This window comes from Granulicella aggregans (assembly GCF_025685565.1).
GTDB lineage: Bacteria > Acidobacteriota > Terriglobia > Terriglobales > Acidobacteriaceae > Edaphobacter > Edaphobacter aggregans_B.
In genome coordinates this window covers 151,198-165,147 of record NZ_JAGSYE010000003.1, presented here as the reverse complement: position 1 = coordinate 165,147, position 13,950 = coordinate 151,198, and the positions used below count along the sequence as shown (strand labels likewise).

The window sequence follows — 13,950 nt, the reverse complement described above, 5'->3', positions numbered from 1 at the left end:
ATCCAAACGCGTCAAGCAGTTTGGACACTCGAGACGCCAGCGATGGATCATCAAGTGGCAGTGTGGACATTTAGCTTCATGGGTATAGGGCATTGCTTGCCTCCTGCAGTTCATTGGGCAGTTCATTGGGAGGGCGCGGGTTGAATGCGTCCTAGCGATGACTTACGCTAGCCCCGCATGATGGAAGTACACCATCCCCTGTAGGTCGCCATGCAAGAACGAAGTGGTGACGAACTATCCTCCAAGGGGTCGATATGAGTTCGAGATCGGCACCTTCTTTCCAGAGGGTCATACAGGCAAGCCGTTTGGGGAGCTTTCCCGCATCCCAAGACACAGCCTCGCTAGAGCTGGAAATGAGTGCCGATCGAGGATGATCGAGCAGAAGTTGCACAAGTAATGTGATCCATCCCACAAAGATCTGGGCTCGAAGCTGATAGCGTTATGCCGTCGGCAACGGTTCAAGGCTCTGCTTTCGCATATTCCTTTCCCGAGAACTGCGACCGCTTTATCTGGTCTATTTATCGTTCGCGCGGACATTCAAGTCCGCTCGTAGACAGACGAAAAATGTGACCATTATCAGAAAGCCTAGTGCCTCTTTCGGTGCCCTACTCGCTTCACCATAATTCTGGGTACTACTGCTTGAACCTCGCTAAACCAGATTCGTAGCGAGATCCCAGTCAGTTCTAAGAGCACACGGAAACTCGAACTGACCTGCAAAGCAGGGAGTGTGTCCATTGCCATGGTCTCTTCCGAAAGAGGCATGATCGGCTTCAGCAGTTTCTGCCGGGGTCACTGGACCAAACATCATGAATCGTCCTCTAAGCCCTTTTGAGCGTGGGCCGGTCCAAATTGCGAAGTTTCCGACAAGCCGGACCCTCCGGGAGATCCTATCAATGAAAAAGGGCGCGGCACCGGATAGAAAAGATTGAGGCACACCGGAACAGACGCATGATTACTTCTCAAAAAGACGAACGGCGCTGCCGGAAACACGAGGAGGCGCGATGAGCCCTATCTTCGCGATCGGGCTCATCCTGTGCATCCTCTTCTGCGGGTTGACAATCGACATCGGCCACATGGAACTGGTGAAGATTCAGATGCAGAGCGCGGCGGACGGAGCGGCGGTGGGCGCGGAGCTGGAGGCGGAGCGCACCGGACCAGGCGCGAACGCCGGGCCGTTCGATTGGGCGACGCACGGCCAGGAAGACGCCGCGATCAATGGCTTCAAGAACGGTAGCAACGGCGCGACCGTGACAGTTATCCAGAACCCGACCAGCGGACCCTACGCAGGGCGTTACGACGCGATACAGGCAACCGTCACACAGACAGTAAAGACGATCTTCATGGAGACCTTGCACGGAGGCACATGGACCATGACAGCACAAAGCGTGGCGCTGGTGCCACCGTGTTCTTACTTCCTCGGCGCCTACAACTCGCAGTATGTGAACTCCTTCGACGATGCTAGCGCGACACTCTTCGCGACGTGCCCGGTCTACTCCAACTACAACTTTGTCGTTGACGGCTTTTCCAGAGGCTGGGGGTTTGGTGTGGACGTCTCGGGCACGTCCGGCAACTCCGGCGGCGGAGGCTGGTTCGCGCAGCAGACGCAGGGTCAGGGAACGGGTTCGAGCTATGGAGGCGCTCCGCCCTCGGTCAACCCGACATTCGGCGTTCCGGTGATAACGGACCCGCTGTCGAGTTCCGTTACGCAGCCGACGTTCGGCTCGTGCAACTTTACCTCGAAGACCGTCACGGGCTTGACAGTGCTCAACCCCGGGACGTACTGCGGGACTTCGAGCACGATCGGTCTGACGATCACGAATGCCACGGTGACGCTGAATCCTGGGCTTTACGTCATCACAGGCGGAGCGAAGATCAACTTTTCAACCATAACCGGCACCGGCGTGACGCTCTTCTTCACCAAAGGAAACGGAGCCAGCTACGGGCAGTTCCAGGTGGGCAATTCACCAGGCGGCCAGAGCACACTGAATCTCTCCGCGCCGACCGACACCTCGAATGATGGGATCACAGGGATACTCTTCTTCGCCGATCGGAACTGGGTGGCCACCGGCCCGAACGACTTCATACTCAACACCAATGACACGTTCAGCGGCGATGGGATCTGGTATCTGCCGAACACCGGTCTCTATGTCTGGGCAAATACCTGGACTGTGCCCAATTACGGCAGCTTCATCACGCGCAACACCTACTTCTTCGCAACCACCATCACGCAGAACGGCAACTTCTCGTGGCTGTCGGGAGGGAGTCCATTCCGGACTCAATCGGTGCTGGTTCAATGACGAGACTTCTCCAGAACGAGAGCGGGCAGGCGCTGATCGAGTTCGCGATGTTCATCTCGGTCTTCGTCCTGATTCTGGCGGGAGTAGTTGACTATGGGATTTATATCCGTACCGAGATGATGCTGACAGAGGCCGCGGCTGCGGGTGCGCAGCTCGGGATCATTCCAGGCAACCAGAAGAACTACGGAGGCATGCAGTTCGCCGCACAGCAGGCGGGGACGGGAATAAGTGGTCTCGTCGTGCCGACGCCGGTAAACATCTACACCTGCACGCCGGGCGGAGCCGCGGTAAGTAGCCTGACAACCTGCATCGGGTACGGCACCCCAATCATGTATGTACAAGTCACGGCGAACGCGAACGTGCCAGCGGTTCTCAAGTGGAGCGGCATATCGAGCAGCTTGCAACTGAGCGCTACCGCCACCTACAGGGTGCCCTGGACGAAGTGAAAGGAGAGAGCACATGATGAGAAAAAAATGGCTCTTATGGAAGACCGTCGGCCTCGGGCCCGAGTTGGGCGCACCGAAGAGATCGTTCAAGGATCGCTTCGCGCGAGTGGCTCATGAAAACCAGGGCTCGATGGTGATCGAGACCGCACTGGTGTTGCCAGTATTTTTCATGCTGCTTATTGGCATCTTCGAGTTGTCTATGCTGCTGGTCAGCATTTGCAGCGCGACCTATGCCGCGAACGTGGGCGCGCGGTATGCGAGCCTGAACAGTTCCACGAGCCTGTCTCCAGCAAGCCAGGTACAGATACAGAACGTCGTGAAAGCGAATCTCTATCTGCCGGGGACCACGCAACCGCCGACCATCCTCGTCCTTTACGGGGATGGATCGTCAACAGGCAACTATGTTGGCGACTTGGTCGGGATTGGGGTGATCGTTTTCTCGTACTCGTACACGATTCCATTCTATGGAACGCGGACGGGCCTGCTGGATGTCCAGGCTTACCGGTTCATTAGCCGTTAGCGGACTTGCCCGATTTTTAGGGTTCTTGATGTATCTAGGGAGTGTTTGCACTATCCTGCATCTCTATTCACCACAGACTCTGCGATGCGCGAAGGATGACAAAGGTCGGGCGGGTGGCACTTGTGGCGTCGCTGCTGCGGCGGGTTCCTGCGATCTCGAATACGATTGAGGAGGTGATCTTTTCAAGGAGTATTCATGTCTACGCTTGTGTCCGCACCGTCGTCTTCCGATCTGAAACAGCTTGCGTTCGATGTTGTCGCGAAGGCGAAGAAGGCGGGCGCGAGCGATGCCGAGGCCGTGGTGTATGAGGGCGAGGAGTTTGGGGCGCTGGTGCGGCTGGGGCAGGTGGAGCAGTTGAAGGAGTCCGGTTCGCGGGCGGTGGGGCTGCGGGTGTTCTTTGGGCAGCGGACGGCGAGCACCTCATCCTCAGATTTTTCTTCGGAATCGATTGAACGTCTGGTGAGTGGGGCTGTGGCGCTGGCGAAGGTGACCAGTGAAGATCCGTTTGCGGGGCTGCCCGAGGCTGAGGCGTTTGGGCAGGTTGAGAAGGACCAGCACCTCTACTTTGAAGATGTGAATGAGATGCCGCCGGCTGAGCGGATCGAGATTGCCCGGCGCTCAGAGGCTGCGGCGATGGCGTATGACACGCGGATTACCAACTCCGGTGGCGGCGACTTTGATACATCTACATCGCACAAGATCATGGTGAACTCGCGTGGGTTTGTCGGGGAGTACCGCAAGTCTTATTGCGGGTTCTCGGCTTCGCCCATTGCGCAGGGCGAGACGGGCGGGATGCAGCGGAACTATTGGTACTCGAACTCGCGGACGACGCGGCTGCTCGAATCGCCCGAGGAGATTGGGCATGAGGCAGCCCGGCGGACGCTGAAGCGGTTGGGCGCGCGGCAGGTGAAGACGCAGGCTGCGCCGGTGGTGTTTTCGCCGGAGATTGCGCGGTCGATCATGGGGAACATCTTCGAGGCGGCGAACGGGGACGCGATCTATCGTCATGCGAGCTTCTTCGCGGACAAGCTGGGCGAACAGGTGGCGGGCGAGAACATTACCGTGGTTGATGACGGGACGATGGTCTTCTATCCGAACAACGGGGATGGAGTCGGCGGGTTTGGGACGTCGCCGTTCGATGGTGAAGGGCTGCCGACGCGCCGGAAGGTGATCGTCGAGCGCGGGATTCTGAAGAACTACGTGATGAATACGTATACGGCGCGGAAGCTGGGGATGGTTTCGACGGGGAATGCTTCCCGAGGGCTAGCGGGGAATCCGGGGATCGGGGCGGGGAACTTCTACCTCGAGGCCGGGACGCTGACGCCGGAGGAGATCATCGGCGACGTGAAGCAGGGGCTTTATGTGACGGAGACGATGGGCTTCGGAGTGAACTTGGTGACGGGAGACTACTCGCAGGGTGCGAGCGGGATGTGGATTGAGAACGGCGAGATCGCGTTTCCCGTAGAGGAGATCACGATCGCCGGGAATCTGAAGGATATGTATAAGAATGTCGTCGCAATCGGGAACGACCTGGTCTTCCGGGGAGCGAGCGCGGCTCCGACGATCCGGGTCGAGGGGATGATGATCGCGGGGTCGTAGGCACCGCTGGAAGTTGAGCCAGAGGTGGACGGGATCATGTAGTATCGTCATCGAAAAGCCTTGCCGGTTGCAAAGCCCGGTTTGGGCAAAGTCTGGACAAAAATAAGACAGGCGGCCCAAGAGTCGCACTGAGAAGGCAGCGAACCGACACCGATGGCGATCACAAGCACAGGCACCCCCCGAACACTTTCCGCAGCTCCAGGATCGACAAACTACAGCGCCATGGCGATGGTTACGACGCTGTTCTTCTGCTGGGGCTTCTGCACGGTTATTAATGATGCGGTGATTCCGCACCTTCAGTCGATCTTCACGCTCTCTTATCTTCAGGCGTCTCTCATCCAGCTAGCGTTCTTCAGCTCTTATTTCGTGTTTGCGATGCCTGCGGGCAAGCTGGTGGAGTGGATAGGGTATCAGAAGAGCATGGTAGTGGGCCTGCTGACTATGGGCGCGGGAGCTGTGCTGTTCGTACCTGCGGCTGCGGTCGGTGCATATACCTTCTTCCTGGCTGCGGAGATCGTGCTGGCAGCCGGAGTGACCGTTCTACAAGTTGCGGCAAATCCGTATGTGACCATCCTTGGACCGCCGGAGACGGCGTCGAGCCGGTTGAACCTGACCCAGGCCTTCAACACACTGGGCGACACCGTCGCGCCGTATGTTGGTGGAGCGCTGATTCTCAGCGGCACGGCAGCGGCCAATCCGCTGCATGTGTTCCGCTTGCCCTTCCTCACCATCGCGGGTGTGGTCATCGTGCTCGCTCTGGCGATCGCTCTCTACAAATTTCCCCGGATTGAGACGACGCAGGACTACCGTCCGAGCAGCCTGGACATTCAGAAAGACAGCATCTGGCATCACCCGCACCTGTACCTGGGAGCGATTGGGATCTTTGTGTATGTGGGAGCTGAGGTTTCCATCGGCAGCTTCCTGGTGAAGTACTTCAACGATCCTCTGATCGCCGGGCTGCCGCTGGAGAAGGGCGCGAAACTCGTCACCTTCTACTGGGCTGGCATGATGGTGGGCCGGTTTATCGGTTCGGCGGTGATGCAGAAGATTGCAGCCCACAAAATTCTGGGATGGGCCGGAGTGGGTGCCTGCGTTCTCGTGCTGGCTTCTCTACTTGGCACTGGATACTTCGCGCTGTGGACGATTCTCGCGGTAGGCATCTTCAACTCGATCATGTTCCCGACGATCTTCACGCTGGCAGTGGCGGAGCTTGGACCGCTGACCGGGCGGGGATCGGGCCTGCTGGTGCAGGCGATTGTCGGGGGAGCGATCTTCCCGGTGATGATGGGTGCGCTGGCAGACCGGTTCGGGGTGCATCACTCGATGACGCTGCCGTTCCTCTGCTACATCTTCATCATCTACTACGGCTTCAAGGGGTATGAGATCAAGCCGGACGAGCCGCATTCGCTGCTTACAGCAGCGTCATAAACGGTGGGCAGTCTTCCACAAGCATCTGAGCGCGACAAGAGATTACAGTTGAGTTACGAAAGATAGGAGACTCACATGAAGAGAACCATTTTGACGGGTGTATTGGCTTCTGCGTTGGCTGTAGCTTCGGTACCGGCGTTTGCACAGACCGCCGGGCAGGACATCAAGGACGCTGGTCACGACACGAAGGCCGCTGCCAAGGAGACCGGCAAGGGAGTTGCGAAGGGCACCAAGGTCGCCGGTCACGATACGAAGGTAGCTGCGGTGGACACCGGCAAAGGCGTGAATAAGGGCACTGAAGTTGCTGGCCACGACACCAAGGTAGCTGCCAAGGATACCGGCAAGGGCGTTGAAAAGGGTGCGAAGGCTACCGCGAACGGCACCAAGAAGGCAGTTCACAAGACCGGAGCCGGAATCGCGGACGTCGGCGACAAGATGGAAGGCAAGCCGAAGCCGCAGCAGTAAGTTTCGAAGAGGCTGAGAATAGAAGAGCGGGATGGGCTGCATGGCCCATCCCGCTCTTTTTGCGTAGTCGCGATCGCGAACTAGACGACGCCCAGCTGGGTGAGCAGGAAGGCGTAGTCGAAGGCGACCTCTTTCAGATAGTCGTAGCGGCCGGAGGCTCCGCCGTGGCCGGCATCCATGTTGGTATGTAGAAGGAGGGGCGTGTCGTTCTGCTTCAGCGTGCGGAGTTTGGCGACGTACTTCGCGGGCTCCCAGTACATGACCTGCGAGTCGTTGAGGCTGGTCTTGACGAGCATGGCGGGGTAGTTGCCGGGCTTGAGGTTGTCGTAGGGCGAGTACCGGAGCATGTAGGCGAAGGCATCCGCCTCGTTGGGATTGCCCCACTCTTCGTACTCAGCCACGGTAAGGGGCAGCGTGGCATCCAGCATGGTGTTCATGACGTCGACGAAGGGGACGTGCGAGAGGACGACGCGGAATAGGTCGGGGCGCTGGTTGACGACCGCCCCCATCAGCAGGCCGCCGGCGCTGCCGCCTTCGATGGCGACGCGGGTGGGGTCTCCGTAGCCCTTCGCGGTGAGCTGTTCGACAGCAGCGGTGAAGTCGGTGAAGGTGGTGAGCTTCTGCATCATCTTGCCGGCGTCGTGCCAGGGATCGCCCATCTCGCCGCCGCCGCGAATGTGGGCGTAGGCGAGGACCAGGCCGCGGTCGAGGAGCGAGAGGCGGGCTCCGCTGAAGCTGACGGGGAGAGCGTAGCCGTAGGAGCCGTAGCCGTAGACGTAGAGCGGGTTGGTGGCGTCGCGCTTGAAGGAGTCGCGGCGATAGACGAGGGAGACAGGAACTTCGACGCCGTCAGCGGCTGTGATCATCACGCGCTCCGAGGCGTAGAGGGCGGGATCGAAGCCGCCGGGGACCTCCTGCATCTTGAGCAGAGTGGAAGTTGCGGAGGCGATGTCGTACTCGAAGACGGAGGCGGGCGAGACGAGTGACTGGTAGCTGTAGCGGAAGACGATAGTGTCGAACTCGCGGTTGACGTGGGAGCCAGCGGAGTAGGTGGGCTCAGGGAAGGCGATGCGGGCGGATTGGCCGAGTTCGCGGTCGCCGCTGAGCGGGAAGACGTCCATGACGGGCAGTCCGAGTTCGCGGCGCGATGTGACGAGGAAGGATTCGAAGAGGTCGAAGTCTTCTAGAGGAACGTCAGGGTTGTGGGGAAGAAGCTCGGTCCAGTGCTCGCGGCCGGGTGTTGCGATCGGAGCGGTGACGAGGCGGAAGTTGCGGCCTGTGTCGTTGGTGCGGATGTAGAGGGTTCCGTCGCGATGGTCGGGGTAGTACTCCTGGTCGTCAAGGCGGGGGGCGATGAGTTGGAAGGCTTCTGTGGGCGTCTGTGCGGAGAGGATGAGGCACTCGTTGGTGGTGTGGCTGCCGATCTCGACCATGAGGAGTTTGCCGTCCCGGGTCTTGCCGACGCCGACGTTGAAGCGTTCGTCTTCTTCATGCAAGACAAGAACGTCGTTCGCAGTTTCCGTCCCGAGAGTGTGGCGGAAGAGATGGTCGTGGCGCTTGGTTTGCTCATCTTCGGTGGTGTAGAAGAGTGTCTTTGAATCTGCCGCCCAGACGATGGAGCCGACGCGTTCGGCGGTGTCAGGGAGATCCTGGCCGGTGGCGAGGTCGCGGATGTGCAGCGTGTACTGGCGGAAGCCGGTATTGTCCGTGGTGTAGGCGAGGATGCTCCCTGACGGGGTTACGGCCATGCCACCGACGGACATGAAGGGCTGGCCTTCGGCGAGCTTGTTGACGTCGAGGAGGATCTCTTCGGGCTGGCTCTCGTCGAATTTGGGGCCGGTGGCGATGCGGCGGCAGTGCAGAGGATACTGCAGGCCGGTGACCGTGCGCGAGTAGTAGAAGAAGCCGTTCATGCGGTAGGGAACAGACTCGTCGGTCTCCTTGATGTGGGAGAGCATCTCGTCGTAGAGCTGCTTCTGGAGGGCCTGGGTGGGGGCCATGGCGGCTTCGGTGTAGGCGTTCTCGGCGTTCAGATAGGCGAGGGTCTCGGGGGAGGCCTTGTCGCGGAGCCAGGCGTAGTTGTCAGTCAGGGTGACGCCGTGCAGAGGGGTGACGGTGGGCTCGGTACGGGCTACTGGCGGGGCAGTGGTTACGGCGAGAGTCATGGGTTGAGGATATCGCGTCTAACGGACGTAGCGCTTGGATCGGCGAGGGAACTTAGTTGATGGGCGGCGCGTAGAATCGGGTGGGATGTTTCGGGATTTCTTTGGGAGTTTTTTGAAGCGAGTGGCGGACAGAGCGGAAGTCGTACCTCAGCGGCTAAAGCCGCGAGTCATCGGGGTCGTTGGTGGCACGGCTGAAGCCGTGCCCTTAAGCAAGACAGTTTCTCTGCGGGGGACGGATTCTAGGCAGCGTTTTTGGGCGGGGGCGTTTTCGCAACGGTTGCTTGCTCTTGCTGCGGTGTTGGTCGTGTCGCTTGGGTGTTTGCAGGCGGAGACAGTCGCTAAGCTTCCCGCGCCAACGGGTTACGTGAATGACTTTGCGGGCGTGCTGACGCCGCAGACGAAGCAGCAGGTGGAGGACCTTTGCACCCAGGTCGATCAGAAGGCCAAGGCGCAGATCGCAGTGGTTACGGTCAATTCCATCGAAGCAAACGATGGCGGCGAGACCACGATCGAAGAGTTCGCGGTCGCCCTGGAAGAGAAGTGGAAGGTAGGAGCGAAGGGGACTGATCGCGGTGTCCTGATGCTGCTGGTGATGAATCCGCGGCGCGGGCGGATCGAGGTGGGTTACGGGCTTGAGGGGATTTTGAACGACGCCAAGGTGGGAGATATCGGCCGCGCCATGGCCCCGGCGGCGCAGGCGAATGACTACAATACGGCGGTTCCGCTGGGGGTGTCGAAGATCGCGCAGGTGATCGCGACCGATGCTGGTGTGACGTTGACGCAGACTCAGCCCGTACATCGTTATCATGAGCAGCAGGTAGGCACGCCGGTCCATCTGAGTTTCTGGCAGTTGGTGATCGGCGGCGGCGTTTTGCTGGTGGTGCTGATCTTCCTGATTAGTACCGGGAACGCTGGCTGGATCTTTATTCTGCTGATGGAGATGATGGGTGGGGGCGGAGGTGGCGGTGGGCGCGACAGGGATGACCGCGGCGGTGGAGGGTTCGGCGGGTTTGGTGGCGGAGGTTCGGGTGGTGGAGGGGCCAGTGGGGATTTTTGAGGTGGGCGTGTAAAGGCAAAAACAAATGCAGAAGCAGATCCTCCGCCTTCGGCGAAGGATGACAAGAGTTGGTTACACGAAGGTACGAGGAGAAAGACAGATGAAAGGTTTATGGATTGCGCTTGGCGTGGTGGGTCTGATCGTGGTGGTGTTGCTTGCGGTCGGGGGCAGCTATATCGGAGCGAAGAATACGCTGGTGCAGAAAAATGAGGATGTGGACAGCGCGTATTCGACGGTGAACGTGGAACAGCAGCGGCGACTCGATCTGATCCCGAATCTCGTGGCGACGGTGAAGGGCTACACGAAGGAAGAGTCAACTGTGTTGACCAACATTGCGAATGCTCGCGCAGGCGTTCTCGGAGCGCCGGACCGGGCTACGAGCATCCAGGCCAATACCAAGCTAGACGTTGCGCTGGGGCCGTTCTTCCGGCTGCAGGAGCAGTATCCAGACCTCAAGAGCAACGAGCAGTTCATTCGGCTTTCGGACGAACTGGCGGGGACGGAGAACCGCATCACCGTGGCGCGCAAGCGGTACAACGATACGCTGAAGGACTACAACATCTACGTGCAGCAGTTCCCCAACAGCGTCTGGGCCGGGATGGCTGGATTCAAGTATCGGGATGAGTACTTCAAGGGGAACCCGGAGAACGGAAGCGCGCCAAAGGTGGACTTTAACAACTAGTTAAAGGCAGCGAAGAGCAGCTAAAGGCAGCTTCATGCAGCGAAAAGCAGAAAAGGCCAGCGCCTCCGGAGGATTGGGTCGCTGGCCTTTTTGCTGAGTGCTGTCTTTCGCTGACTTGCTGTCTGCTGCCTCTCGCTTACTTCGTAAACGACGCGATCGCCGACGCTTCGTCGTCCTTTACGTCGAACACGGTATAGAGCTTGGTGATCTGCAGCAGGTCGTGGACCTTCTTGGTCAGGTTGAGCAGCTTGAGTTCGCCACCGGAGTTCTTGACGGTGGTGAACGCGCTCACAAGTTCTCCGATGCCTGAGCTGTCGATATAGGTGATCTCGCCAAGGTTGAGCAGGATCTGCTTGGTTCCCTTTGCGAGAACATCGCGGACGGCATCACGGAGGGTAACGCTGCCCTCGCCCAGGGTGATACGGCCGGACATGTCGAGAATCGTGATCCCATCCACCTGGCGGGTGCTGACCTTCATGCTCATTTTCTATGTTCTCCTTATGTACCCGATTGCGCGGGGGGGCGGTGCTTGATGAGAGTAAGTTCGGTTCCGGGATGTAACTGGCGAAATTTTACCTCATCCATGAACGCTCGAATGAGGAAGATACCGCGTCCGGAGCCGCGCAGAATGTTTTCCGGTGCGAGTGGATCAGGGATGGTGTCGGGATCGAGTCCGGGCCCCTGGTCACAGATCTTGATGGTGAGAGCTTCCGCTGTGGTCTCGAAGGAGGCCTTCACGGATTTGTTCGCGTCGTAGGCATTTCCATGGAGGACCGCGTTGACTGCAGCTTCGCGGATGGCCATGGAGATGTTGGAGACAGTGTCTTCGTCGAAGCCGGCAGATGTAGCGCAGAGCTCTGCCGTTTGCTCAATCTTGTTGACGCTCTCGATCGACGAGTCGAGGGTGTAGCTGACACGGCTTGTAGTGGAATCGGCCAAAAGTATCCCTGCCCCCGGGTCTCTCGAATTGCGTCTTTCGAATTGCGCGAATCGCGCTCTGTACCGCCGTGCTTGTCAACCGGATGTCAACAAATTCATCCGGTGTTGGCAGTTTGCTTGTGGAAGTGGGGAAAGTCAAGAAGACAGGTTCAGGGAACCTGTAAGGGGTCTGATGCGTGGCCAGGTTTCTTGAGGTTTACCGATTGGGATAGGATGCGGTTACGAGGGTCGAGTCCATGCGCTGTGTCTTCAAGAGGGTAGCTCTGTCGGCTGCGGTTCTGGCTGGGTGTGTTTCAAGTGGCTGGAGCCAGCAAAAAACGGAGGCACAGCCGCTGACGGCGATGCCCTATTCTCCAAGCCTCGATCTGACGAATCTTGATCGCAGTGTCGACCCCTGCGTGGACTTTTACAAGTTCACCTGCGGCGGCTGGCAGAAGAACAACCCGATTCCGGCGGACCAGTCCGGCTGGAGCGTTTACGCCAAGTTGGGCGATGAGAATACGCAGTTTCTTTGGGGAATCCTGAAGGAAGACGCCGCGATGAAGAATCGCACACCGGTCCAGCAGAAGGTCGGCGACTTCTTCAACGCGTGCATGGATACGGCGGCGATCAACAAGCGGGGCGATGCGCCGATTGCCTCAGGGATGGCGCGGCTAGCGGCGCTGCCAGACCGGGCCTCGGTGATTGCGGCGCTGGCCCGGTTGCAGCATCTGTCGTCGGGGGCCTACTTCTTTAACTCCGGGCCAGATCAGGATCCTGATGATTCGAGCAAGATCCTGGTCGGCGTGAATGCGGGCGGGCTTGGTCTGCCAGACCGTGACTACTACCTGAAGACGGATCCGAAGAGCGTGGAGACGAGAGCGAAGTACGTTGCGTACGTAGCGCAGATGCTGACCCTGAGTGGCGAAACTTCGGAGAAGGCGGCGAGTGATGCCGCTGCGATCCTGAAGATCGAGACGGCGCTTGCCAAAGCATCACTCACGAACGTGGAGCTGCGCGACCCTTATAAGACGTTTCACAAGATGACGGTCGCCCAGTTGAGCGCTGCCGATCCGGTGGTGGACTGGGCCCGATACTTTGAGATCCAGGGAGCGCCGGGGCTGGCGACCATAAATGTCGCGCAACCGGAGTTTATGAAGGCGGTCGACGCCGAGCTTACGAACGAGCCGGTCGATGCGTTGAAGGCGTACCTGCGCTTCCATCTCGTGACGAATGCCGCTCCCGCGCTTTCCGAACCGTTTGCGACGGCAGACTTCGACTTCTACCGCCGCTATCTGCGTGGCGCGAAGGAGCAGCCTCCGCGCTGGAAGACATGCGTTCATGGCGTCGATAACCATTTGGGGGAGGCGCTGGGACAGGAGTTTGTGGCGCGCACCTTTACCGCGGACACAAAGGCAAAAACGGTATTGATGACCGGGCAGATCGAAGACGCGATGCAGGTGGAGATTGAGCACCTGGACTGGATGAGCGATGCGACTAAGAAAGAGGCGCTGCGCAAACTGCACGCGGTTCGGAACAAGGTTGGATATCCGGACCATTGGCGCGACTACTCCGCGCTGACGGTGAAGCCGGACGACTACTTCGGCGACGTGGAGCGGGCGTTGCAGTTCGAGCGGGCCCGGCAGTGGGCCAAGGTAGGCAAGCCGGTGGATCGTGACGAGTGGGGCATGACGCCGCCGACCGTGAACGCGTACTTCAACCCACAGATGAACGACATCAACTTTCCGGCGGGCGTATTGCAACCACCGTTGTACGACCCGAAGCTGGACGATGCGCCGAACTATGGCAATACGGGAGCGACGATCGGGCATGAGCTGACGCACGGCTTCGACGACGAGGGCCGTCAGTTCGACGACAAGGGCAATTTGAAAGACTGGTGGACGAAGGACGATGCGAAGAACTTCGAAGACCGCATCAACTGCGTGCGGGACGAGTATGCGGGCTTCGTCGTCGTCGATGACATTCACATCAACAGTAAGCTGACCAGCGGCGAAGATGTTGCGGACCTTGGCGGGACGCTGCTGGCGTACATGGCGTGGAAGAAGGCGACGGAGACGGAGAAGCTGAAGCCAGTGGACGGATTTACGCCGGATCAGAGGTTCTTTGTCGGCATGGCGCAGTGGGCCTGCGAGAATGCGCGGCCGGAGAATCAGCGGGTGCAGGCGCTGACTGATCCGCATTCGCCGGGATTTGCGCGGATCAATGGTGTGGTGTCGAATATGCCGGAGTTTGCGAACGCCTTCAGTTGTAAGGCAGGGCAGCCAATGGTGCGGGCGAAGGCCTGTAAGGTCTGGTGATGCGGTTCGCGTCGGCGGACGTTTTGGTTGGGGAGAAGCAGATCCTCCGCATGGG

At 59.2% G+C, this 13,950-nt stretch carries 12 protein-coding genes; 9 read left to right on the top strand and 3 right to left on the bottom strand.

All coding sequences use genetic code 11. The features are described from left to right. The first annotated feature begins 1,001 nt into the window (after positions 1-1,001). The 6 genes from OHL18_RS16065 to OHL18_RS16040 all read left to right on the top strand — a co-directional run bounded on the left by OHL18_RS16065 (position 1,002) and on the right by OHL18_RS16040 (position 6,755). Entirely contained in the window at positions 1,002-2,297 is a 1,296-nt protein-coding gene (locus OHL18_RS16065) for a Tad domain-containing protein (RefSeq protein WP_263375893.1), read from the top strand. Next, on the top strand, positions 2,294-2,743 hold the full coding sequence (locus OHL18_RS16060; protein ID WP_263375892.1) for a TadE/TadG family type IV pilus assembly protein: 450 nt from the start codon (positions 2,294-2,296) through the stop codon (positions 2,741-2,743). The genes OHL18_RS16065 and OHL18_RS16060 overlap by 4 nt, the downstream gene beginning before the upstream one ends. A gap of 13 nt (positions 2,744-2,756) precedes the next feature. Then, positions 2,757-3,263 carry a TadE/TadG family type IV pilus assembly protein gene (locus OHL18_RS16055; RefSeq protein ID WP_263375891.1) on the top strand — a complete coding sequence of 169 codons (507 nt, stop codon included), beginning with the start codon at positions 2,757-2,759 and terminating at the stop codon, positions 3,261-3,263. A 195-nt stretch (positions 3,264-3,458) separates the two neighbouring features. Further along, the gene (locus tag OHL18_RS16050) at positions 3,459-4,862 is read left to right on the top strand and encodes a TldD/PmbA family protein (protein WP_263375890.1); all 1,404 of its coding nucleotides are present in this window, start codon (positions 3,459-3,461) and stop codon (positions 4,860-4,862) included. Between the two features lie 153 nt (positions 4,863-5,015). Next, the gene (locus tag OHL18_RS16045) at positions 5,016-6,290 is read left to right on the top strand and encodes a sugar MFS transporter (RefSeq protein ID WP_263375889.1); all 1,275 of its coding nucleotides are present in this window, start codon (positions 5,016-5,018) and stop codon (positions 6,288-6,290) included. Between the two features lie 75 nt (positions 6,291-6,365). After that, positions 6,366-6,755, top strand: coding sequence for a hypothetical protein (locus OHL18_RS16040; protein ID WP_263375888.1), 390 nt, complete (start codon positions 6,366-6,368; stop codon positions 6,753-6,755). Between the two features lie 80 nt (positions 6,756-6,835). On the opposite strand, the gene OHL18_RS16035 is transcribed toward OHL18_RS16040, so the two are convergent. After that, on the bottom strand, positions 6,836-8,920 hold the full coding sequence (locus tag OHL18_RS16035) for a S9 family peptidase (protein WP_263375887.1): 2,085 nt from the start codon (positions 8,918-8,920) through the stop codon (positions 6,836-6,838). Between the two features lie 304 nt (positions 8,921-9,224). Between OHL18_RS16035 and OHL18_RS16030 the strand changes: the two genes are divergently transcribed. After that, a complete protein-coding gene (locus tag OHL18_RS16030) occupies positions 9,225-9,977 on the top strand; it encodes a TPM domain-containing protein (RefSeq protein WP_263375886.1) in 753 nt (250 codons plus the stop codon). Positions 9,978-10,077: 100 nt separating this feature from the next. Continuing rightward, positions 10,078-10,659: a LemA family protein gene (locus OHL18_RS16025; protein WP_263375885.1), complete on the top strand. Its 582-nt coding sequence runs from the start codon at positions 10,078-10,080 to the stop codon at positions 10,657-10,659. 136 nt (positions 10,660-10,795) lie between these two features. On the opposite strand, the gene OHL18_RS16020 is transcribed toward OHL18_RS16025, so the two are convergent. Both OHL18_RS16020 and OHL18_RS16015 read right to left on the bottom strand, forming a co-directional pair. Next, positions 10,796-11,143 carry an STAS domain-containing protein gene (locus OHL18_RS16020; RefSeq protein ID WP_184213050.1) on the bottom strand — a complete coding sequence of 116 codons (348 nt, stop codon included), beginning with the start codon at positions 11,141-11,143 and terminating at the stop codon, positions 10,796-10,798. Positions 11,144-11,157: 14 nt separating this feature from the next. Beyond that, positions 11,158-11,598, bottom strand: a complete 441-nt coding sequence (locus OHL18_RS16015; RefSeq protein ID WP_263375884.1) for an ATP-binding protein — start codon at positions 11,596-11,598, stop codon at positions 11,158-11,160. A 236-nt stretch (positions 11,599-11,834) separates the two neighbouring features. On the opposite strand from OHL18_RS16015, the gene OHL18_RS16010 reads away from it, so the two are divergent. Beyond that, a complete protein-coding gene (locus OHL18_RS16010; protein ID WP_263375883.1) occupies positions 11,835-13,895 on the top strand; it encodes a M13 family metallopeptidase in 2,061 nt (686 codons plus the stop codon). The last annotated feature ends 55 nt before the right edge of the window (positions 13,896-13,950 follow it).